We start from the raw sequence: 22552 nt of genomic DNA on the forward strand, positions 1-22552 counted from the left end.
GGAGCAATTCTTGAATGTGCAGGCGACGGCACCACAAGGTGGCCACCTGAAATGGCAGGGCACAAAAACCTGCGCGCCCATAAGGGCGCGCAGGTGCATGCAGAGAACGACAACGACTTAATGCACGTCCTTCCAGTACTCACGCTTGAGCAGGTAGGCGAACACGAAGAAGAACGCCAGGTAGAGCAGCACGTAGGTGCCGATACGCTGGGACTTCAGCTTGACCGGGTTGGCCGAATAGGCCAGGAAGGTCACCAGGTTCTTGATCTTCTCGTCGAACTCGGCCTCGCTCAGCTTGCCGGTGTTCGGCTCGATGGTGAGCTGGTCGCAGGCTTCGTGAGTGATCGGCGCACCGGTTAGCGGGTCGAATTGCTTCTTGCCATCGGTGACCACCTGAACCTGCTTGCAACCGATGACCTGGTTACCCTGCAGGCCGACCAGTACGTTCGGCATGCCGACGTTCGGGAACACCTTGTTGTTGGCGCCCAGCGGACGGGTCGGGTCGGCGTAGAAGGTACGCAGGTAGGTGTACAACCAGTCGTTGCCACGCACACGAGCAACCAGGGTCAGATCAGGCGGAGCAGCACCGAACCAGGCCTTGGCATCCTCCGGCTTCATGCCGATCTTCATGTGGTCGCCGATCTTGGCATCGTTGAACACCAGGTTCTCCAGCATGATTTCGTGCGGGATGCCGAGGTCATCGGCAACACGCTCGTAACGCTGGTACTGGGCCGAGTGGCAGCCCATGCAGTAGTTGGCGAAGGTACGCGCGCCGTCCTGCATGGCGGCCTTGTCGGTCAGGTCGATGTCGACCTTGTCCAGTTGCACATCATGACCACCGGCGGCAAAGCTGAGGGCCGGCAGCGCAGCGAAAACAAATGCAGCAAAGAGCTTTTTCATCAGCCAGTCACCCTTTCCGGAACCGGTTTGGTCTTCTCCATCCTGGTGTAGAACGGCATCAGGATGAAGTACGCGAAGTACAGGATGGTGCACACCTGCGACAGCAGGGTACGACCCGGAGTCGGCGCCAGCACACCCAGCACACCCAGGATGACGAAGGAGATGCAGAAGATCACCAGCCAGATCTTGCTCAACCAACCCTTGTAGCGCATCGACTTGACCGGGCTACGGTCCAGCCACGGCAGGACGAACAGCACAGCGATGGCAGCGCCCATGGCGATTACGCCCATCAGCTTGTCCGGTACCGCACGCAGAATCGCGTAGAACGGAGTGAAGTACCAAACCGGAGCGATGTGATCAGGCGTCTTGAACGGGTTGGCCGCTTCGAAGTTCGGCTTCTCGAGGAAGTAACCGCCCATTTCCGGGAAGAAGAACACCACGAAGCAGAACACGAACAGGAAGACCACTACGCCGACGATGTCTTTCACGGTGTAGTAAGGGTGGAACGCGATACCGTCGAGCGGCACACCGTTCTCGTCCTTCTTCTTCTTGATGTCCACGCCGTCCGGGTTGTTCGAACCGACTTCGTGCAGCGCCAGGATGTGCAGCACGACCAGGCCGAGCAGCACGATCGGCAGCGCGATCACGTGCAGAGCGAAGAAGCGGTTCAGGGTGATACCGGAAATCAGGTAGTCACCACGAATCCACTGAGTCAGGTCATCGCCGATTACCGGAATGGCACCGAACAGCGAGATGATCACCTGGGCGCCCCAGTAGGACATCTGGCCCCACGGCAGCAGGTAGCCCATGAAGGCTTCTGCCATCAGGCACAGGTAGATCAGCATGCCGAAGATCCACACCAGCTCGCGCGGCTTCTGATAGGAGCCGTAGAGCAGACCGCGGAACATGTGCAGGTAGACCACCACGAAGAACGCGGAAGCGCCGGTGGAGTGCAGGTAGCGCAGGATCCAGCCGTACTCGACGTCACGCATGATGTATTCGACGGAGGCGAAAGCGCCCTCGGCCGAAGGCTCGAAGCTCATGGTCAGCCAGATACCGGTCACGATCTGATTGACCAGCACCAGCAGCGCCAGAGAGCCAAAGAAGTAGAAGAAGTTGAAGTTCTTCGGTGCGTAGTACTTGGAGAGATGATCTTCCCACATCTTGGTGGCGGGGAAGCGCGCATCCACCCATTCCATGAATTTACTCATCAGGCCTTCTCCTGGTCCACACCGATGACGATGATCTCATCCGTCTCGTAGCTGTACGGCGGCACCGGCAGGTTCAACGGCGCCGGCTGCGCCTTGTAGACACGCCCAGCGAGGTCATAGCGGGAACCGTGGCAAGGGCAGAAGTAGCCGCCCACCCAGTCAGGCCCCAGATCGGCCGGCGCCACTTCCGGACGGAAGGTCGGCGAACAACCCAGGTGGGTGCACAGACCAACCAGCACCAGCAACTCGGGCTTGATCGAGCGGTTCTCCTTGTTCACGTACTCCGGCTGCACGGAGGCAGCGGAGTCGGGATCGGCCATGCGATCCGCGATCTTGGTCAGGTTGGCCAGGATCTCCTCAGTACGGTGCACGATGAACACCGGCTGGCCGCGCCACTCAGCAACCATCTGCTGACCCGCCTCGATCTTGCTGACGTTCACCTTCACCGGTGCACCGGCCGCCTTGGCCCTTGCACTGGGGAACCATGACCCCACGAACGGAGTCGCAGCACCTACCGCCCCTGCAGCACCCACCACGGAGGTGGCTGCAACCAGGAAGCGACGCCGGCCTGCATTCACGCCGTCATTGCTCATTCAGTCGTCTCCCATCAGCTTTGTGGCCTGTTGTTCAGGCCTCTACTAAGTAAAAATCGGGCCGCGCAAAAAATTCGCCAAATGGTAAAGAAAAGCCCCTTTTCTGACAAGGTAATTACCCCCGAAGAGAAGGGCGAAAGCCTTGGCGGCTGCGGCTTACGGGTATGCGGCACGTTGTCGCAGCATTTTGCCATGCCCATAAAAAACGCCCAGCTCCGTAAGGAAACTGGGCGCTTTTGGAAGCGTAGTCGCGATTAACGCTTCGAGTACTGCGGACGCTTACGCGCTTTGCGCAGACCGACTTTCTTACGCTCGACTTCACGGGCGTCGCGAGTGACGTAACCAGCTTTACGCAGCGGGCTGCGCAGGGTCTCGTCATACTCGATCAGAGCGCGGGTGATACCGTGACGGATGGCACCAGCTTGACCACTGACACCACCACCAGCAACGGTGACGAAGATGTCGAACTTCTCGACGGTCTCGGTCAGCTCCAGCGGCTGACGCACGACCATGCGAGCGGTTTCGCGACCGAAGAAGGTGTCCAGGGTGCGATTGTTGATCGAGATGTTACCAGTACCCGGACGCAGGAAAACGCGCGCGGTTGCGGTCTTGCGACGGCCAGTGCCGTAATTTTGAGTCGCCGACATAATGAACTATTCCGTTAAATCTTCAGTTCTTGGGGCTGCTGAGCGGTGTGCGGGTGAGCGGCACCCTTGTACACCTTCAGCTTACGGTACATGTCGCGACCCAGCGGGTTCTTCGGCAGCATGCCTTTGACCGCGGTCTCGATCACGCGCTCAGGAGCACGAGCGATCAGCTTCTCGAAGTTGATCTCTTTGATGCCGCCCGGGAAACCGGAGTGGGAGTAGTACTTCTTGTCGCTGGCTTTGGCACCAGTTACACGCACCTGCTCAGCGTTGATAACGACGATGTAGTCGCCGGTGTCAACGTGCGGGGTGTACTCAGGCTTGTGCTTGCCACGCAGACGGCTCGCGATTTCGGTGGCCAGACGACCCAGGGTCTGACCAGCAGCATCAACGACGAACCAGTCGCGTTTTACTGTTTCTGGTTTAGCAGTAAAAGTTTTCATTCTTTATAGCCTCAGGGGCCGCCCAGCAAAAATAGACGGCGGATCTTACTGGATAGTGCGTACTTTGACAAGTCAAAGGCAGCCGCATACGGACGCTATCGGGGGCTCGGGTCAGCGCGTCCACAATACGGCAAGATTCTTCGGCAGGCGGCGCATCACTTCCACCGCAGAAAGAGGTGCCGAATTATCCTGATTGCGAAAAAAATTTCAACCTGCTTGTATGACTCTTTTGCCGAAGGAGTACCTCATGGAATACCGCAAGCTAGGCCGAACCGATCTCGACGTCAGCGCTCTGTGCCTGGGCACCATGACCTGGGGCGAGCAGAACAGCGAGAGCGAAGGCCATGCCCAGATCGAGCGGGCCAAGGCCAGCGGCATCAATTTCATCGATACCGCGGAGATGTACCCGGTACCGCCGCGCGCCGAAACCTACAGCAAGACCGAGCAGATCATCGGCAGCTACTTCAAGCAGCACGGCGATCGCGCCGACTGGATCCTGGCCAGCAAGATCGCCGGCCCTGGCAACGGCATCAGCCATATCCGTGACGGCCAGCTGAAATTCAACCGCCAGCATATCGTCGCGGCCCTGGATGCCAGCCTGAAGCGCCTGCAGACCGACTGGATCGACCTGTATCAACTGCACTGGCCGGAGCGGCCGACCAACTTCTTCGGCCAACTCGATTACAAGCACAAGGACAATGAGTTCACGCCACTGGAAGAAACCCTCGAAGTGCTCGACGAGCAGGTCAAGGCTGGCAAGATCCGCCATATCGGCCTGTCCAACGAAACCCCGTGGGGCACCATGAAGTTCCTGCAACTGGCGGAAAGCCGTGGCTGGCCGCGCGCCGTATCGATCCAGAACCCCTACAACCTGCTCAACCGCAGCTTCGAAGTGGGCCTGGCGGAAGTGGCGATTCGCGAACAGTGCGGTCTGCTGGCTTACTCGCCCCTGGCGTTCGGCATGCTCAGCGGCAAGTACGAAGGCGGCGCACGCCCGGCAGGCGCGCGCATCAGCCTGTTCAGCCGCTTCGCCCGCTACAGCAACCCGCAGTCGGAAGCAGCCTGCTCGCGCTACGTTGCCCTGGCCCGCGAACACGGCCTGGATCCCGCGCAGATGGCCCTGGCCTTCGTTACGGCGCAGCCTTTCGTGACCAGCAACATCATCGGCGCCACCAACCTGGAGCAGCTGGACAGCAACCTGGCCAGCGCCGAGCTGAAGCTTTCCGAAGAAGTGCTTGCGGGCATCGAGGCGATCCACAAGGCGCAACCCAACCCGGCGCCCTGATCCGCTGCGAAACACAAAAGCCCGGCAATGCCGGGCTTTTTTCTGGCCGCGCGGTTGTCAGGTCAACGAGCGAGCGATGATCTCCTTCATGATCTCGTTGGTGCCGGCGTAGATGCGCTGCACCCGTGCATCGGCCCACGCCCGGGCCACCGGGTATTCCCACATGTAACCGTAGCCGCCGTGCAACTGCACACACTCGTCGAGCACCTTGCACTGCAGGTCGGTGCCCCAGTACTTGAGCATCGCCGCGGTTGGCACATCCAGCTTGCCCTCGAGGTGCAACTCCAGGCAGCGGTCGATGAATACCCGGCCGACCTGAATCTCCGTCGCCATCTCGGCGAGCTTGAAGCGGGTGTTCTGGAAGTCGGCGACGGCCTTGCCAAAGGCCTTGCGCTCACGGGTGTAGTCCAGCGTCCACTGCAGCGCCGCCTCGGCCGAAGCCAGGGCGCCGACGCCCACGGTCAGGCGCTCCTGCGGCAGCTCCTGCATGAGGTAGGCGAAGCCCATGCCCGGCTGCCCCAGCAGGTTCTCCTTGGGCACACGCACGTCCTGGAAGAACAGCTCGGAGGTGTCCTGCGCCTTCATGCCGACCTTCTCCAGGCGCTTGCCCCTGGAGAACCCGGGTGTATTGGCCTCGACCAGCAACAGACTGGTGCCCTTGGCGCCGGCCTTCGGATCGGTCTTGGCCACCACGACGACCAGATCGGCCAGCCAACCGTTGGTGATGAAGGTCTTCGAGCCGTTGATCACGTACTCGTCGCCATCGAGCACCGCGGTGGTCTTCACGCCCTGCAGGTCGGAGCCAGCACCCGGCTCGGTCATGGCGATGGCGGTGACCATCTCGCCGCTGGCCAGCTTGGGCAGGTAATGCTGCTTCTGCGCTTCGCTGCCGTAATGCAGGATATAAGGCGCGACGATATCGGAGTGCAGGGAGAAACCAATGCCGGTCAGCCCCAGACGCCCAATTTCCTCGATCACCACGGTGCTGTAGAGGAAGTCGGCCGCCATGCCGCCGTATTCTTCAGGGAGATGCGAACACAGCATCCCCGCCTCGCCCGCCTTGTTCCACAGAGCCCGGTCGATATGCCCATCCTTCTCCCACTGATGATGGAAAGGCACCGCCTCCTGCTCGAGAAACTTGCGCACGCTGTCGCGGAACAGTTCATGGTCGGAGCTGAATATCGTTCTGGGGATCATGGCGTTACCTGTATCCGAGACGGGAAAAAGCGTGGCCTCGACTTTAGCCAAGCAAACGCTTGGTTACACTGGACACAACCGCCAAAAAATAAGACGATCCAGCCGCTGCATGACCACTTAGCCTTGAACAAGAATAAATACCCATGGTTATCCCAGAGCCGCGCGCAGCCTTGCGCCGTGTCAGCATCCTCGCCACCGATGGCGTCTTCGCCTCTACCCTGCTGCAGGCCAAGGACTTCTTCCACATGGCCGGCATTCGCTATGCCAAGCAGCAGGGGCTGGGTCTCGAGCCACCGTTCGAAATCCACCTGGTCAGCCCCGACGGGCTGCCGGTGAACAGCTTCAGCAAGGTCAGGGTGCCAGTAGACAGCGGCCTGGACGCTTGCGACGTGATCATCCTGCCGGCCTTCTGGGACGACTTTGATGCGCTCAGTCGCCGCTATCCACAGGTTCTGGACTGGCTCAAACGCCAGCATGCCAACGGCGCGGCGATCTGCGGCGAGGCCAGCGGCGTGTTCTGGATGGCGGAAGCCGGCCTGCTCGACGGCAAGGAGGCAACCACCTACTGGCGCTTCTTCCGCGAATTCGCCGAGCGCTTCCCCAAGGTGCAACTGAACCAGGACAAGCACCTGTCCGATGCCGACAACCTTTACTGCGCAGGCGGCACCACCTCGGCCTGCGACCTCTACATCTATCTGATCGAGCGCTACTGCGGCGCCGGCGTGGCCCAGGGCGTAGCACGTGACATCCTCTACGAGGTGCAGCGCAGCTACACACCGGGCCGCATCGGCTTCGGCGGGCAGAAGCTGCATCAGGACGTCACCGTGCTGCAGATCCAGCACTGGCTCGAGGAGCACTACGCCGACAAGTTTCGCTTCGAGGACGTGGCGCGTGAGCACGGCATGAGCATCCGCAACTTCATGCGCCGCTTTCAGGGCGCTACCGGCGACAAGCCCCTGCACTACCTGCAACGCTTGCGCATCGAGACCGCCAAGAGCCTGCTCTCCTCCACCCGCAAGAGCATCAAGACCATCAGCTACGAAGTGGGCTACGACGACGCCAGCTTCTTCGCCCGACTGTTTCGCCAGCACACCGAGCTGTCGCCGAACCAGTACCGCCGCCAGTTCCAGCAGAAAGACGCGCACGCCTGAACGGGCACGCCGGCCGATCAGGGCGGGTTGCGGCGAGCCTCAGGCAAATAGCCAGCCCACCCTTGGTTAGGTTGGCGCCTAACGGCAGCGCCCTATGATCGGTGAACGAAGATAACAACAACAGGTTCACCGCCATGCGCCGTCTCTTGCTTGCCCTGCTTGCCACCTGCAGCCTCGGTGCTGCCGCCGCCGATAACTGGAAACCCTTCCCCCTCGACCAGAGCGCCTATGACTACAGCGGCGACAAGCTGCGCCAGGCCTGGCCGCAACTGACGCGCGGCTTCGGCGACTACCCCTTCCCCGATGCCGACTGGGTGGTGAGCATGGCCAGCAGCCATCCACAGGCCCTGGAGAAGACCGTCGCCGCCGGCACCGGCTTTACCGGCAAGCCGGAAGAAGCCGAGCTTTACGCGCAGAAACTGCAAGACGTCTGGCGCCTGATGTTCCGGGGTGACTTCGCCCAGGCCAAGGAACAGGGGCTCGCGCTAGGCGTCGGCGGACAGATCCCGGCGATGTTCGCCCAGGTGATCTACGCCATGTTTCTGGTGCCGGACCAATCAGAAAAACATCGCCTGCTCGAGGAAGTGATTGCCTACACCGACGAGGCCGGTGAACTGGTGCAAGCGGACACCGTTGCGCAGTTCGGCCGCGTCTATGCCAAGGCGCGCCTCGGCGAGGAACTGTCGGTGCCGGTGGTGCTCAAGCGTGGCTACACCTCGCAAATCCCCCAGGAGCTGGACGAACTACTGGCCAAACAGCCGAAGCAGCCGTTCGCTCTGGCGCTCTACGGCGGCTACGAAGCGGGGGTGATTCGCAAGGTCGGCAAACTGGTGGGCCGGATGACCTACGGCGTCAGCGCCGACAAGATGGAGACCTACTTTCAGCGCAGCTTCCGGGCCCGCGACGACCTGCCCATCGGCCATTACGAATACGCCAACGCGCTGACCTACGTATACGGTGACGACGAAGAAAACAAGGTGATCGACCACCTCGAGCGCGCCGCTGCGATCAAACCCATCAGCGCCATGGAGGCACTGGAAGTGGCCCATGCGCGAAAACTGCTAAGCCAGTATCAGCAGAAGCTGGCGCAGCACTGAAGGCCGAGCGCATGCCCGCGCACCAATGAAAAAGGCGACCTTGTGGGTCGCCTTTTTCATATCGCTTTCCGTCAGGGCCGGTGTGGGCGCGAGAGGAATTCGTGCGATTGCATTTCCAGCAGACGACTCAGCGTACGCTGGAACTCGAAGCTCAGACGGCCGCCGGTGTAGAGATCCTTGAGCTCCACCTCGGCGGAGATGATCAGCTTGACGTTGCGATCATAGAACTCGTCCACCAGGTTGATGAAACGCCGCGCCATATCGTCCTTGGCCACGCTCATCTGCTCGACGTTGGCCAGAATCACCGCGTGGAAGACCTTGCCCAGCTCGATGTAGTCGTTCTGACTGCGCGGGCCGTCGCACAGTTCGCGAAACTCGAACCAGGCCACGTCCTCGCACACCCGCACGGCGTTGATGGCACGATTTTCGATCATCAGCGCCTCGTTCTCCACCATGTGGGTGCAGTCCGGCAGCAGGCTCTGGAAACTCTTGCGCAGGCTGTCTTCCGCAGCCGGGCCGAGCGGGAAGTGGAACAGTTCGGCCTGCTCCAGCGCACGCAGACGATAGTCGACGCCGCTGTCGACGTTGACGATATCGGTGTGCTGCTTGAGCAGGGCGATGGCTGGCAGGAAGCGCGCACGCTGCAGGCCGTCCTTGTACAGACCGTCCGGCACGATGTTGGAGGTGGCCACCAGCGACACGCCGTTCTTGAACAGCTCTTCGAGCAGGGTGGCGAGAATCATCGCGTCGGTGATGTCGCTGACGAAGAATTCATCGAAGCAGATCACCCGAGCCTCGTCGGCGAAACGCTTGCCTATGATGGTCAGCGGGTTCTTCTCACCCTTGAGGGTCTTCATCTCCTCGTGCACGCGCTTCATGAAGCGGTGAAAGTGAGTACGCACTTTCTGCTCGAACGGCAGCGCATCGAAGAAGGTGTCGACCAGATAGGTCTTGCCGCGCCCGACGCCGCCCCAGAAATACAGCCCCTTGACCGGCGCCTGCGGCTTCTTGCCGAACAGCTTGCCCATCAGCCCGGATTTGCCCTGATCGCGCGCGATCAGATCGTCATATAGACGCTGCAAATGGCGGACGGCATTTTCCTGGGCCGCATCATGGAAGAAGTCGGGCCGCTTGAGGTCGGCCTGATAACGCTCTAAGGGGGTCATGATTCGTTAGCCGGGCAAGTAAAAACGGGGGCGTCACTTTAGCGACGCCCCCGTTGATTGGCAATCTGCCCGTAGCCCGGATGTAATCGGGGAATGCTGGCGATGCTCGTCCCGGATTGCATCCGGGCTACTTCACTCCTGCGGCGCCAGGGCCTCACGCAGACGGGCAATGGCCGCTTCCAGCGCCTGGCCGTCAGCGAACTCGGGGCTGCTCGCCACGTTTTCACCGTCGATCCAGACCGCGAATGCCAGACCTTCGGCGCGCACATCCAGCGGTTCGCCAGACTGCAGGCGCTTGTTGATCATGCCGGCCGACTTGCCATCGGCGAAGGACTTCGACAGCAGCAGTTGCTCGCCGTCGGCATCCAGCAGGCGGAAGCGGAAGCTGCCGTCGTCATCGCGGAAGCTGACGAAACGCGCGCTCTTGGCGGTTTTCTTCTTCTCGCCAGCGGCGACCTGCACCTGCTCGCGGAACGAGCGCAGGCCCACGGCCTCACGCAGCTCACCGAGGAACGGCGTAGCGATCTTGCGCGCCTTGGTGGCACCGGCAAGGAGGATGTCCTCCAGATCGGCCGGCTTGGCGATCAGCGCGTTGTAGCGCTCGCGCGCCTCGCCCAGGGTCTCTTCGAGCAACTGGTAAAGACGATTCTTCGCCTCGCCCCAGGCCAGGCCGCCTTCGAGCTCAGCACGGAACTCGGCCTGCTGCGCGTGGCTGGCAAAGGCCTGGTACAGGGTGAACAGGTGTGAACCTTCGACATCCTTGGCTTCACCCGGCAACCTGGAGTCGGTGACGATGCGCGCCACGGCGTCCTTGAGCTGCTTGGCCGTGCCGAACAGCGGGATGGTGTTGTCGTAGCTCTTGCTCATCTTGCGCCCGTCGAGGCCGGGCAGCGTCGCCACTTCTTCCTCGATCACCACCTCAGGCAGAAGGAACAGGTCCTTGCCCTTACCGAACAGGTGATTGAAGCGCTGGCCGATGTCGCGGGCCATTTCCACGTGCTGGATCTGGTCACGGCCGACCGGCACCTTCTGCGCGTTGAACATGAGGATGTCCGCAGCCATCAGCACCGGGTAGCTGAACAGGCCCATGCTCACGCCGGCATCCGGGTCCTCACCGGCCTCGACGTTCTTGTCCACCGAGGCCTTGTAGGCGTGGGCACGGTTGAGCAGGCCCTTGCCAGCGACGCAAGTCAGCAGCCAGCACAGCTCGGGAATCTCGGGGATATCGGACTGACGGTAGAAGGTCGCCTTGTCGGTATCCAGACCCAGCGCCAGCCAGGTAGCAGCGATTTCCAGGCGCGAACGCTGGATGCGCGCCGGATCATCGCACTTGATCAGCGCATGGTAGTCAGCGAGAAAATAGAAGGAGTCCATCTGCGGGTCGCGGCTGGCCGCGATGGCCGGACGGATGGCGCCGGCATAGTTGCCCAGGTGCGGCGTGCCGGTGGTGGTGATACCGGTAAGGATACGGGTGGTCATGGCGTTCGCTTAGAAATGGCTGAAAAACTTACAGGCGAGGTAACAGCAGATCCTTGAGATCCGTCAGCTTGCCGTGAAAAAAGTGACCGCATTCTGCCACTTTCAGCAGCTCGTGGGCACGCCCAAGGTTGGCCGACCAGTCGTACACCGCCTGCGGCTCGACCACTTCGTCGGCATCGGGCTGGATCACCACCAGCGGGCACTGGCTGGCCGGTGGCGTATCGGCCGTCAGGCGATGCACCGCCGGAGCGACCATGAACAGCTTGCTCGGCACCTGCCCCTGCGCTTCCAGGCGCGCACCCAGCGCCGCGGCGACGAAGCCGCCGAAGGAAAAACCCAGTAGCGTGACCGGCAGGCTCGGGTACTGTTGCTTGAGCCAGGCAGCGACGGCCTCAGCATCGTCGACTTCGCCGGTGCCCATGTCATGGCTGCCGGCACTGGCTCCAACGCCTCGATAATTGAAACGCAAGGTGTGGTAGCCACTGTCACGTGCGGTACGCTGCAAGGTGCTCACCACCTTGTTGAGCATGGTGCCGCCTTGCACCGGATTGGGGTGGCAGACCAGCGCCACGCCACGGGCATCCGGCACTTCCAGCAGGAGGGATTCGAGTTGGCCCACCGGGCCTTGAATGAAAAGAGGGGTTTCGCGACTGAGCAACACTGAACTCCGTGACCCCGCAACGGGTCGACTCGTCTAGCAAACTGCCTGTGTGGCAAATGAACCTGTTCAGCGTCTCGAGAGCTCGCGCAATGCAAGGCAAAAACAGGAGAGAAAGCGAAGTGTACTGTCGTACATGCGCATTCCGAACCTGTTTTTAACCCAGCAGCGCCGACGCGCAGTAGACTCCGAGCAGGCTATGGTCGTATACAGCACAGGCTCAAGCCGCTAACGTAAAGCAAAGCCGTTTTGAGAGGAAGGACTCGTGGAACAGACCGTTACAGCCTGGTTGATACCCGCCCTGACCCTGGTGGTCGGCATCGCCGTGGGCTTTGTGCTCGCCCGCCTGGCCCCCAATGCTGCACCGGGCCGTACGCAGCGGCAGATGGATGAAATGCAGGCACGCTTCGAGGCCTACCAGAGTGAAGTGGTGACCCACTTCAACACCACCGCCAGCCTGGTGAAGAAACTCACCCAGAGCTATCAGGACGTGCAGGAGCACCTGTCCGACGGCGCCAACCGCCTGGCCCTGGACGAGCTGACTCGTCAGCGCCTGCTGGCCACTCTGAACAGCAGCGAAACTGGCGAAAAGCGCGAGCGTCTGACGCCGCCGAAGAACCACGAAATGCCCAAGGACTATGCGCCGAAAAGCGATGGCCCCGGCATGCTGGACGAGAGCTACGGGCTGAAGAAGTAACCCGCTAGCCAGAAACACCGAGCCCCGCGATTGCGGGGCTTTTTTATGCTTCCTCGCATAGTTTGGAGAACGTGCGGGTTGACATACCAGACTGGCAAGTTTGTGTGAGCTTTCGATGACTTGGCACTATCCATTCACACGCCGCCCGGTCTGATGGGTTTCGCCCCTTACGGGCGAGTCACTTTCTCTTGCTTGCCCAAGAGAAAGTAACCAAAGAGAAGGGCACCCCGACATCCGGCCCCGGCTACGCCGGGGTTCCCTCGTTCCATCACCGCTCCAGGGGCGCGCCACGAAGGGCCATCCCTGGCCCATCGCAGCTCTCGCGACATCCATGTCGCTCAACCCCTTCCACGGTGATTCCACTCGGCCTCCTGAAGGGAATTTGGGCGTCGCCTGCATGATCGCTGCCTAAGAGCAAAAGCAAAAACAGACGCCATCGAGCTTGAGCCTGTGGAAATCTTGCAAGCTCGCGCCCCGGTCCCCTTCAGAAGGCCGAGCAGAGGTGTTGCGTAGGGGAGCGAGCCGCATGGATGCGGCGAGAGGCTTAATGGGCCAGGGACGGCCCATGTAAGCCGGCCACCGGAGCAGCGCCAGAGCGAGGGGAGTTTCGCGTAGCGAAACCCGGATGTCGGGGTGCCCTTCTTTGGCACACCTTTCTTGGGCAAGCAAGAAAGGTGTGGCGCCCGTAAGGGGCGCAACCCAAACGTTCAGGAGACGCGGTAATGGATAGTGCCAAGTCATCGAAAGCTCACACAAACTTGCCAGCCCGGCGTCAAGCGTATCCTCGTCGCGAAAATGCGGAGAACCTTTTTATTAGGTAAAGATCGTCGACTCCACCCGCAGCCGGGAATAAAAAAGCCCCGCTAATAAGCGAGGCTCATCATGCAGCATCGCGAATGTTAGATCGCGCCGCGACTACGCAGCAGATCCAGCACCGCCTTGACGCCCTCCTCGACCGACTGCGCCTGGGTGTCGATCACCAGATCGGCATCCAGCGGCACGTCGTAGGGGAAGGACTCGCCCGGGATGTTGTCACCAGCCGCGGCATACAGCCCCTGCGGATCACGCGCCTGGCAGACCTGCGGCGAGGCCTGGACGTAGACGGTCAACGCACGCTCGCTGCCGATCAGCGCCTTGGCCTGCTCGCGGCCTTCGGCATCCGGGGCGACGAAGGCGGCCAGCGCGATCATCCCCGCCTCGTTGAACTGACGCGCCACATGCGCGGCGCGGCGCCAGTTCTCGGCACGCCCGGCGCGATCCTGCGGCAGGCCTTTATTCAGGTCGTGACGCAGGTTCTGTCCGTCGAGCACATAGACCGCACGGCCCATATCGAACAGCTTGCGCTCCACGGCATAGGCCAGGGTGCTCTTGCCAGCACCGGACAGGCCGCTGAACAGCACGGTGGCCGGCTGCTGACCGAAGCGCGAAGCACGCTCCTCGGTCGACACGTGCGCCAGACGACCATGCTGCCCGCCGCCATGGCTGACCGGGTCAGCGATGATCATGCCGGCACCTACGGTGCCATTGGTCAGACGGTCGACAACGATGAACGAGCCGGTGGTGCGGTTGTGCTCGTAGCCATCCAGGGCAATCGAGGCATCCAGCGCCACCTTGACCCGACCGATCTCGTTGAGCTTCAGCTCGCTGGCCGCGCCCTGTTCCAGGGTGTTCACGTCAACGCGATGGACGATGCTCGGGATCGAACCCGGCACGTAGCTGGTGGCGCGCTTGATGTCGTACTTCTTGCCCGGCAGCATCGGCTCTTCGCCCATCCACACCAGCATGGCCTCGAAGCTGTCGGTGACCTGCGGACGACTGTCGGCATGCACCAGCATGTCGCCGCGCGACACGTCGATCTCGTCTTCCAGGGTCAGGGTGATGGCCTGGCCCGGGCCGGCATGCTCCAGCTCGCCCTCGAAGGTGACGATGGACTTGACCCGGCTGCTCTTGCCCGAGGGCAGCGCCATGACCTCGTCGCCCTTGCGCACGATGCCGCTGGCCAGGGTGCCGGCGAAGCCTCGGAAGTTCAGGTTCGGGCGGTTGACGTACTGCACCGGGAAGCGCAGGTCGTCGAAATTGCGGTCGCCGGCGACTTCGACGGTCTCGAGAATCTCCATCAGCGACTGGCCGGTGTACCACGGCGAGCGCTCGGACTTGTTGACCACGTTGTCGCCCTTGAGCGCCGACATCGGCACGAACTCCAGGGTGGTCGGGCGCAGGTTGATCTTCTCGGCGAAGGCCAGGTAGTCGGCCTTGATCTGCTCGAACACGCCCTGATCGAAGTCCTTCAGATCCATCTTGTTGACGGCGACGACGATGTGCTTGATGCCCAGCAAGGAGGCAATGAAGCTGTGCCGACGGGTCTGGGTCTGCACGCCATAGCGGGCGTCGATCAGGATGATCGCCAGGTCGCAGGTGGAGGCCCCGGTGGCCATGTTGCGCGTGTACTGCTCATGACCGGGGGTGTCGGCGATGATGAACTTGCGCTTGGCGGTGGAGAAGTAGCGATAGGCCACATCGATGGTGATGCCCTGCTCGCGCTCGGCCTGCAGGCCGTCGACCAGCAGCGCCAGGTCGATGTCGTCGCCGGTGGTGCCGACCTTCTTCGAATCCTTGGTAATGGCTTCCAGGTGATCTTCGTAGATCATCTTGGAGTCGTGCAGCAGGCGGCCGATCAGCGTGCTCTTGCCGTCATCGACGTTGCCGCAGGTGAGAAAGCGCAGCAGTTCCTTGCGCTCATGCTGGGCCAGGTACGCGAGAATGTCCTGGCTGATCAAATCGGATTGGTGACTCATGGTGCGCGATCCTCAGAAATAGCCCTGACGTTTCTTCTCTTCCATCGAACCAGCCTGGTCGTGGTCGATGACCCGGCCCTGGCGTTCGCTGGTCTTGGTCAGGAGCATCTCCTGGATGATTTCCGGCAGCGAGGTGGCGGTGGACTCCACGGCCCCGGTCAGCGGATAGCAGCCGAGGGTACGGAAACGCACCATCTTCTTGGTGATGCGCGCCTTCTCTTCATCGGACAGGTGCTCGAGGATGCGCTCGTCGTCGATCATGATCAGCGTGCCGTTCTTCTCGATCACCTCGCGCTCGGCGGCGAAGTACAGCGGTACGATCGGGATCTGCTCCAGATAGATGTACTGCCAGATGTCCAGTTCGGTCCAGTTCGACAGCGGGAAGACGCGGATCGATTCGCCCTTCTTGACCTTGCCGTTGTACACGTTCCACAGCTCGGGACGCTGGTTCTTCGGATCCCAGCGGTGCTTGCTGTCGCGGAAGGAGTACACGCGCTCCTTGGCACGCGACTTCTCTTCGTCGCGACGCGCGCCACCGAAGGCGGCATCGAAGCCGTACTTGTCCAGCGCCTGCTTGAGGCCCTCGGTCTTCATCACGTCGGTGTGCTTGGCACTGCCGTAGGTGAAGGGGTTCATGTCCTGCGCCACACCATCGGGGTTGATGTGGGTGATCAGGTCCAGGCCCATTTCGCTGACCATCTTCTCGCGAAAGCGATACATCTCCTGGAACTTCCAGCGAGTATCGACGTGCATCACAGGAAATGGCAGCTTGCCAGGGAAGAATGCCTTGCGAGCCAGATGCAGCATCACGGCTGAATCCTTGCCGATGGAATAGAGCATCACCGGGTTGTCGAATTCGGCGGCCACTTCACGAATGATGTGGATGCTTTCCGCCTCCAGCTGCTTGAGATGGGTCAATTTGTCGAGCATGGCTACTCACGGTTTGCTGTTATGGGGCCGGCGGGCCGTGGACGAGCGCGCACTCTACCACAGCGTCTGCTTATACTCAGGACGCCATTTAGACCGAAACGATCTAGCGTTATACCTGCCCGTACGGGCGATTCAGATCGGATTGGGGCAGTCGATGAACAGGTGTTCGAGGGCGAAGCGACGCGCCAGATAGTCGCCCAGCGCCTGCACGCCGTAGCGCTCCGTGGCATGGTGTCCGGCTGCGATGAAGCTCAGGGCATTTTCGCGAGCGCTGTGGAAGGTCTGCTCGGAGGCTTCGCCGGTCAGGTACAGATCGACGCCGGCGGCTACCGCCTGATCGATGTAGCCCTGCCCGCCACCGGTGCACCAGCCAACCCGGCGAATCAGCCCCTGCCCTTCGACAAGCAGCGGCTCGCGACCGAGCACCTGCTGCACGTGACGAGCAAAGTCGGCAGCACTCATCGCCTCCGCCAACGAACCGACCAACCCGACGGTGCGCGGGTTGTCAGGCTCCAGCGGTCCCTCGACGACGATGCCCAGCTGCCGGGCGAGCTGTACGTTGTTGCCCACCTCGGGATGCACGTCCAGCGGCAGGTGGTAGGCCAGCAGACTGATGTCATGCGCCAGCAAGGCTTTCAGGCGACGCTGCTTCATGCCGGTGACGCAGGGATTCTCGCCCTTCCAGAAATAACCATGATGCACCAGCAGCACGTCGGCCTCGGCCTCGATCGCGGCCTCGATAAGCGCCTGGCTGGCGGTCACACCGCTGACGATGCGGCGTACGTGCGGGCGTCCCTCGACCTGCAAGCCATTGGGGCAGTAATCGCTGATACGCGCTGCATTAAGAAAGGCGTCAGCTTCTTCCACTAACGTGGTCAGGGCAATGGCCATCAAGATTCCTCACAAGCTGTTGCGGGCCGCTGCCTAATTGGCGAGCACCTCTTTATAATGCGCCACCTTAAGGGCCGAATTTGGCCCCCGCAACCCTCAGGATTGTCTCGATGCCCCAGGCACTGCGTTTTCTCGGTTGGCCCCTGCTGGTCGGTGTGCTGCTCGCACTCCTGCTGATCCAGCGCTACCCGCAATGGGTCGGTTTGCCACGCCAGGAAGTGCAACTGGTGCAGGCACCGCTCTACAGTCGCGCACAGGAAGGCCCGGTCTCCTACGCCGAGGCCGTCGATACCGCCTCGCCTGCCGTGGCCAACCTGTACACCACCAAGCTGGTGAGCAAACCGGCCCACCCACTGTTCGAAGACCCGACCTTCCGCCGCTTCTTCGGCGACAACCTGCCCCGCCAACAGCGCATGGAGTCGAGCCTGGGTTCGGCCGTGCTGATGAGCCGCGAAGGCTACCTGCTGACCAACAATCATGTGGTCAGCGGCGCCGACCAGATCGTCGTGGCCCTCAAGGACGGCCGTGAAACCCTGGCGCGGGTAATCGGAAGCGACCCGGAGACCGACCTGGCGGTATTGAAGATCGACCTGCCCAATCTCCCGGCGATCACCCTTGGGCAGTCCGACAGAATCCGCATCGGCGATGTCAGCCTGGCCATCGGCAACCCGTTCGGCGTCGGCCAGACCGTGACCATGGGCATCATCAGCGCCACCGGGCGTAACCAGCTGGGCCTCAACACCTACGAAGACTTCATCCAGACCGATGCCGCGATCAACCCCGGCAACTCTGGCGGCGCTCTGGTCGATGCCCACGGCAACCTGGTCGGCATCAACACCGCGATCTTCTCCAAGTCCGGCGGCTCGCAGGGCATCGGCTTCGCCATCCCGGTGAAGCTGGCGATGGAAGTGATGCAGGCGATCATCGAGCACGGCCAGGTGATTCGCGGCTACCTCGGCGTCGAGGTGCAACCACTGACACCGGAGCTGGCCGAGTCCTTCGGCCTCGATGGCCGGCCCGGCATCGTCGTCGCTGGCGTCTATCGCGATGGCCCGGCGCAGAAAGCCGGCCTGCAGCCAGGCGATCTGATTCTCAGCATCGACGGTGAAGCGGCCAGCGACGGCCGGCGCTCGATGAATCAGGTGGCACGCACCAAGCCCGGCGACAAGATCCGTATCGAAGTGATGCGCAACGGCGAGCCCCTCGAGCTGACCGCCGAAATCGGTATCCGCCCACCCGTTACCACCAACTGACATCCTGCGACCTGGTTCCTGCCAGTTCGCTTGAAATTACAAATGAAACGTTATTACATATAAATCAACCAACCCACCAAGGGATTGGTGCCACGACTTCAAGGAGATTGTTCATGCGTCTGAGTACCTGCGTGTTGCTTACCAGTTTGTTCGCTAGCCCCTACGCCCTGGCCCATGGGCTGTGGACGGAAGAGCGCCGCGGCAATGTCGAGGTCGTCTATGGGCATGGCGAGGAGGACAACGCCTTCGACGCCAAGAAGATCAGTGGCGCCTGGGCCTATAACACGGCCGGCAAGATGATCCCGGTGACCGTCGAGCGGCTGGCCGACCACGCTCGCCTGCAACCGCTCAAGCCGCCGGCAGTGATGGCCGTCGCGCTGGATAATGGCGCCTGGTCGAAGACCCCGGACGGTCAATGGATCAACCAGGGGCGCAGCCAGGTGCCGAACTCCACGCAATCACTGCACACCTACAAGTACAGCCTGGCGATCTATGAAGAAGGCGCCAAACTGCCGGAGCTCAAGCAACTGAAGATGGTGATCGTGCCGGAGGTCGATCCGCTGGAAGTTGGCCCGGGGAAACCTCTGCCGGTGCGCGTGCTGGTAGACGGCAAGCCGATGGCTGGGGTCAAGCTGATAGGCGACTACCGGGGTGCGCCGGACGAGGTCAGCGCCACCACCGATGCAGAGGGCCGCGCCAAGGTGATGGTGCGCAACCAGGGCCTCAACATCATCGCCGCCGAGGTCGATCTGCCGGTCAAGGACGATGCCGATATCGAAACACGCGGCCTGTTCACCTCCCTGACCTTCGTCGGCCAGGGCCATCACCACTGATCGAGCCCTGCAGGCGCGACTTTGAGCGCGCCTGCAGCAAGCCGTCACAAGCTCTGCAGAGCGTCCAGCAACGCCTGGTTCTGCTCCGGCGTACCGATGGTGATGCGCAGGAACTGGGCGATACGCGCTTGCTTGAAGTGACGCACGATCACCCCCTGCTCACGCAGGCCTGCAGCCAGGGTCGCGGCATCCTTGCCCGGATGACGGGCGAAGACGAAGTTGGCTGCCGACGGCAGTACCTCGAAGCCCAGCCCCTGCAGGCCAGCGACCACCGCCTCGCGACTGTCGATCACCTGCTGGCAGGTCTGCTCGAAGTAGGCACGATCTTCGAAGGCTGCCGCCGCACCGGCGATGGCCATGCGATCGAGCGGATAGGAGTTGAAGCTGTTCTTGATCCGCTCCAGCGCCTCGATCAGATCCGGGTGGCCGACCGCGATGCCGACGCGCAGCCCCGCCAGCGAGCGCGACTTGGATAGCGTCTGGGTCACCAGCAGGTTCGGGTACTTGTCGACCAGAGCAATGGCCGTCTGGCCACCGAAGTCGATATAGGCCTCGTCCACCAGCACCACCGAGTCAGGACTGCCCAGCAGCAGACGCTCGATGGCCTCGAGCGGCAGCAGGCAGCCAGTCGGCGCATTGGGGTTGGGGAAGATGATGCCGCCATTGGGCCGGGCATAGTCTTCGACGCGGATCTGGAACTGCTCGTCCAGCGCCACCTGCTCGTGGTCGATGCCGTACAGGCCGCAATAGACCGGATAGAAGCTGTAGCTGATGTCTGGGAACAGCAGCGGCGCGTCATGCTGGAACAGGCCATGGAAAGCGTGCGCCAGCACCTCGTCGGAGCCGTTGCCGACGAATACCTGAGCCGTCTGCACGCCGTAATAGTCAGCCACCGCCTGCTTCAGGCGATCGCTGTTGGGGTCGGGGTACAGGCGCAGGTTGTCGTTGACCTCGGCCTGCATCGCGGCAATGGCCTTGGGCGACGGGCCGTAGGGGTTCTCGTTGGTGTTCAGCTTGACCAGCTTGCTCAGCTTGGGCTGCTCACCCGGCACGTAGGGCACCAGGTCTTTGACGAAGGGGCTCCAGAATTTGCTCATCTGCCCTTCTCTCCTCGAATGCTTGGATTCTCTTAGGGTGGAAACCGCGCAGCGCTGTCCACCAGACAAAGCAGTGGACAAGCAAAACGTTGTCCACCCTACATAAGCGCTAGCTCTTGATGCGGTACTCGGCGCTGCGTGCGTGCGCGGTCAGCGACTCGCCACGGGCCAGCACCGAAGCGCTCTTGCCCAGCTCCGACGCGCCATCCGGCGAGCAGAAGATGATCGACGAACGCTTCTGGAAGTCGTACACCCCCAGCGGCGAGGAAAAGCGCGCGGTGCCGGAAGTGGGCAGCACATGGTTCGGGCCAGCCACGTAGTCGCCCAGGGCCTCTGCGGTGTAGCGACCCATGAAGATCGCACCGGCATGACGAATCTGCGGCAGCCAGGCTTCCGGGTCGGCCACCGACAGCTCCAGGTGCTCTGGGGCGATGTGGTTGGCCACTTCGATGGCCTGGGCCATGTCCGCTACCTGGATCAGCGCACCACGGCCTTCCAGCGAGGTGCGGATGATCTCGGCACGCTCCATGGTCGGCAGCAGCTTGGCGATGCTTTCAGCCACGCGGTCGAGGAAGTCGGCATCCGGGCTGACCAGAATCGACTGGGCATCTTCGTCGTGCTCGGCCTGGGAAAACAGGTCCATGGCGATCCAGTCCGGATCGGTCTGGCCGTCGCAGACCACGAGGATTTCCGACGGGCCGGCGATCATGTCGATGCCGACCTTGCCGAATACATGGCGTTTGGCTGTGGCAACGTAGATGTTGCCAGGGCCGACGATCTTGTCCACCGGCGGCACGCTCTCGGTGCCATAGGCCAGCGCAGCGACAGCCTGGGCGCCACCGATGGTGAATACGCGGTCGACACCGGCGATGGCGGCGGCAGCCAGGACGATCTCGTTGATCTCGCCACGCGGCGTCGGCACCACCATCACCACTTCCGGCACACCGGCGACCTTGGCCGGAATCGCGTTCATCAGCACCGAGGATGGGTACGATGCCTTGCCGCCTGGCACGTACAGGCCGGCGCGATCCAGCGGGGTGACCTTTTGCCCCAACACCGTGCCGTCGGCCTCGGTGTAGCGCCAGGAATCCTGCTTCTGCTTCTCGTGGTAGCTGCGCACGCGCTCGGCGGCGACTTCCAGCGCCTGGCGCTGTTCGGCGCTGATGCGGGTCAGGGCCAGTTCCAGACGCTCGCGCGGCAGGATCAGTTCGGCCATCGAGGCGACCTTCAGGCCATCGAAACGCTGGGTGTACTCGACCAGGGCGGCATCGCCGCGCTCGCGCACGGCCTGGATGATTTCCAGCACGCGCTGGTTGACGCCATCGTCGGACACACTCTCCCAGCTCAGCAGATGATCCAGGTGTCGGGCGAAGTCCTGGTCAGCAGCGTTGAGTCGGCGAACAGCGATGGGAGCGGTCATGGCAAAGCCTCGTGTAATGGCAAATCTCAGGCGCCGCTAGAGTAGCAAGCCCACCGTGCGGGCACCTGAGAATTTGGCTATGACACGGATAGGCTGCCGCGACCAGAAGTCGCGGTGAGAAATCAGCCCTGGTGTCGCGCCTCGACGGCGCCGCGCAGGGTTTCGATCAGGGCCTGGATGCGCGCATGCTGCATCTTCATCGACGCCTTGTTGACGATCAGCCGCGAGCTGATGGTGGCGATCATTTCCTGCGGTTCCAGACCGTTGGCACGCAGGGTATTGCCGGTGTCGACTACGTCGATGATCTTGTCGGCCAGGCCCACCAACGGCGCCAGCTCCATCGAGCCGTACAGCTTGATGATGTCGACCTGACGCCCTTGCTCGGCGTAGTAACGCTTGGCGACGTTGACGAACTTGGTGGCCACGCGCAGACGCCCTTTCGGCTCCGGCGCACCGACCTTGCCGGCGGTCATCAGCTTGCACTTGGCGATCTGCAGATCCAGCGGCTCGTAGATGCCCTGGCCGCCGTACTCCATCAACACGTCCTTGCCGGCCACGCCGAGGTCGGCTGCGCCATGCTCGACGTAGGTCGGCACATCGGTGGCACGCACGATCAGCAGGCGCACGTCATCCTGGGTGGTAGGGATGATCAGCTTGCGGCTCTTGTCCGGATTCTCGGTCGGCTCGATGCCCGCAGCAGCCAGCAACGGCAGGGTGTCATCGAGAATGCGGCCTTTGGACAGGGCGATGGTCAGCATGAAACGGTTTCCTTGAACGGAAGCGGCCGCTCCGACAGGGAGCGGCCCTAC

General features: G+C 62.1%; 21 protein-coding genes. 6 read left to right on the forward strand and 15 right to left on the reverse strand.

Annotated elements, in window-relative coordinates:
• Nucleotides 1–117: 117 nt before the first annotated feature.
• The 5 genes from ACN8M7_RS01345 to rplM all read right to left on the reverse strand — a co-directional run bounded on the left by ACN8M7_RS01345 (nt 118) and on the right by rplM (nt 3794).
• The gene (locus ACN8M7_RS01345; RefSeq protein ID WP_061240604.1) at nt 118–900 is read right to left on the reverse strand and encodes a cytochrome c1; all 783 of its coding nucleotides are present in this window, start codon (nt 898–900) and stop codon (nt 118–120) included.
• Nucleotides 900–2111, reverse strand: coding sequence for a cytochrome b (locus ACN8M7_RS01350; RefSeq protein ID WP_061240603.1), 1212 nt, complete (start codon nt 2109–2111; stop codon nt 900–902). Before ACN8M7_RS01350 ends, ACN8M7_RS01345 begins: the two co-directional genes overlap by 1 nt.
• Nucleotides 2111–2704, reverse strand: coding sequence for a ubiquinol-cytochrome c reductase iron-sulfur subunit (gene petA / locus ACN8M7_RS01355; RefSeq protein ID WP_061240602.1), 594 nt, complete (start codon nt 2702–2704; stop codon nt 2111–2113). Before petA ends, ACN8M7_RS01350 begins: the two co-directional genes overlap by 1 nt.
• Nucleotides 2705–2958: 254 nt before the next feature.
• On the reverse strand, nt 2959–3351 hold the full coding sequence (rpsI, locus tag ACN8M7_RS01360) for a 30S ribosomal protein S9 (protein WP_003459292.1): 393 nt from the start codon (nt 3349–3351) through the stop codon (nt 2959–2961).
• Nucleotides 3352–3365: 14 nt separating this feature from the next.
• The gene (gene rplM / locus ACN8M7_RS01365; RefSeq protein WP_003242947.1) at nt 3366–3794 is read right to left on the reverse strand and encodes a 50S ribosomal protein L13; all 429 of its coding nucleotides are present in this window, start codon (nt 3792–3794) and stop codon (nt 3366–3368) included.
• Nucleotides 3795–4041: 247 nt separating this feature from the next.
• On the opposite strand from rplM, the gene ACN8M7_RS01370 reads away from it, so the two are divergent.
• Nucleotides 4042–5079: an NADP(H)-dependent aldo-keto reductase gene (locus ACN8M7_RS01370; protein ID WP_490259516.1), complete on the forward strand. Its 1038-nt coding sequence runs from the start codon at nt 4042–4044 to the stop codon at nt 5077–5079.
• 57 nt (nt 5080–5136) lie between these two features.
• Here the strand turns inward: ACN8M7_RS01370 and ACN8M7_RS01375 are convergent, their stop codons facing one another.
• Nucleotides 5137–6276, reverse strand: a complete 1140-nt coding sequence (locus tag ACN8M7_RS01375) for an acyl-CoA dehydrogenase family protein (RefSeq protein WP_490259517.1) — start codon at nt 6274–6276, stop codon at nt 5137–5139.
• A 245-nt stretch (nt 6277–6521) separates the two neighbouring features.
• On the opposite strand from ACN8M7_RS01375, the gene ACN8M7_RS01380 reads away from it, so the two are divergent.
• A complete protein-coding gene (locus ACN8M7_RS01380; protein WP_197432199.1) occupies nt 6522–7427 on the forward strand; it encodes a GlxA family transcriptional regulator in 906 nt (301 codons plus the stop codon).
• A gap of 134 nt (nt 7428–7561) precedes the next feature.
• Nucleotides 7562–8524, forward strand: a complete 963-nt coding sequence (locus ACN8M7_RS01385; RefSeq protein WP_490259518.1) for a hypothetical protein — start codon at nt 7562–7564, stop codon at nt 8522–8524.
• Nucleotides 8525–8595: 71 nt separating this feature from the next.
• On the opposite strand, the gene zapE is transcribed toward ACN8M7_RS01385, so the two are convergent.
• From zapE to ACN8M7_RS01400, 3 genes are all read right to left on the reverse strand, one after another.
• The gene (gene zapE / locus ACN8M7_RS01390) at nt 8596–9690 is read right to left on the reverse strand and encodes a cell division protein ZapE (RefSeq protein WP_061240598.1); all 1095 of its coding nucleotides are present in this window, start codon (nt 9688–9690) and stop codon (nt 8596–8598) included.
• Between the two features lie 132 nt (nt 9691–9822).
• Nucleotides 9823–11169, reverse strand: a complete 1347-nt coding sequence (locus ACN8M7_RS01395; protein WP_490259519.1) for a tryptophan--tRNA ligase — start codon at nt 11167–11169, stop codon at nt 9823–9825.
• A gap of 28 nt (nt 11170–11197) precedes the next feature.
• Nucleotides 11198–11827, reverse strand: coding sequence for an alpha/beta hydrolase (locus ACN8M7_RS01400; RefSeq protein ID WP_490259520.1), 630 nt, complete (start codon nt 11825–11827; stop codon nt 11198–11200).
• Nucleotides 11828–12092: 265 nt separating this feature from the next.
• Between ACN8M7_RS01400 and ACN8M7_RS01405 the strand changes: the two genes are divergently transcribed.
• Nucleotides 12093–12524: a Z-ring associated ZapG family protein gene (locus ACN8M7_RS01405; protein ID WP_061240595.1), complete on the forward strand. Its 432-nt coding sequence runs from the start codon at nt 12093–12095 to the stop codon at nt 12522–12524.
• An 899-nt stretch (nt 12525–13423) separates the two neighbouring features.
• Here the strand turns inward: ACN8M7_RS01405 and cysN are convergent.
• The 3 genes from cysN to ACN8M7_RS01420 all read right to left on the reverse strand — a co-directional run bounded on the left by cysN (nt 13424) and on the right by ACN8M7_RS01420 (nt 17140).
• Complete coding sequence (gene cysN / locus ACN8M7_RS01410) at nt 13424–15319, reverse strand: sulfate adenylyltransferase subunit CysN (RefSeq protein ID WP_490259521.1); 1896 nt, start codon at nt 15317–15319, stop codon at nt 13424–13426.
• Between the two features lie 12 nt (nt 15320–15331).
• A complete protein-coding gene (cysD, locus tag ACN8M7_RS01415; RefSeq protein ID WP_490259522.1) occupies nt 15332–16249 on the reverse strand; it encodes a sulfate adenylyltransferase subunit CysD in 918 nt (305 codons plus the stop codon).
• A gap of 132 nt (nt 16250–16381) precedes the next feature.
• Nucleotides 16382–17140, reverse strand: a complete 759-nt coding sequence (locus ACN8M7_RS01420; protein ID WP_490259523.1) for a Nif3-like dinuclear metal center hexameric protein — start codon at nt 17138–17140, stop codon at nt 16382–16384.
• A gap of 110 nt (nt 17141–17250) precedes the next feature.
• Between ACN8M7_RS01420 and algW the strand changes: the two genes are divergently transcribed.
• Nucleotides 17251–18393, forward strand: a complete 1143-nt coding sequence (gene algW, locus ACN8M7_RS01425) for a Do family serine endopeptidase AlgW (RefSeq protein WP_061240592.1) — start codon at nt 17251–17253, stop codon at nt 18391–18393.
• Between the two features lie 113 nt (nt 18394–18506).
• Nucleotides 18507–19226, forward strand: a complete 720-nt coding sequence (locus ACN8M7_RS01430) for a DUF4198 domain-containing protein (RefSeq protein ID WP_490259524.1) — start codon at nt 18507–18509, stop codon at nt 19224–19226.
• 44 nt (nt 19227–19270) lie between these two features.
• Here ACN8M7_RS01430 and hisC read toward each other — a convergent pair whose 3' ends face one another.
• The 3 genes from hisC to hisG form a co-directional block, all read right to left on the reverse strand.
• Nucleotides 19271–20323, reverse strand: a complete 1053-nt coding sequence (gene hisC / locus ACN8M7_RS01435) for a histidinol-phosphate transaminase (protein WP_061240590.1) — start codon at nt 20321–20323, stop codon at nt 19271–19273.
• Between the two features lie 109 nt (nt 20324–20432).
• Nucleotides 20433–21743 carry a histidinol dehydrogenase gene (gene hisD, locus ACN8M7_RS01440; RefSeq protein WP_490259525.1) on the reverse strand — a complete coding sequence of 437 codons (1311 nt, stop codon included), beginning with the start codon at nt 21741–21743 and terminating at the stop codon, nt 20433–20435.
• Nucleotides 21744–21865: 122 nt separating this feature from the next.
• Nucleotides 21866–22501 carry an ATP phosphoribosyltransferase gene (gene hisG, locus ACN8M7_RS01445; protein ID WP_061240588.1) on the reverse strand — a complete coding sequence of 212 codons (636 nt, stop codon included), beginning with the start codon at nt 22499–22501 and terminating at the stop codon, nt 21866–21868.
• Between the last annotated feature and the right edge of the window lie 51 nt (nt 22502–22552).

The sequence above is a fragment of the Pseudomonas spartinae genome, from assembly GCF_965197125.1.
Classification (GTDB): Bacteria; Pseudomonadota; Gammaproteobacteria; order Pseudomonadales; family Pseudomonadaceae; genus Aquipseudomonas; species Aquipseudomonas composti_A.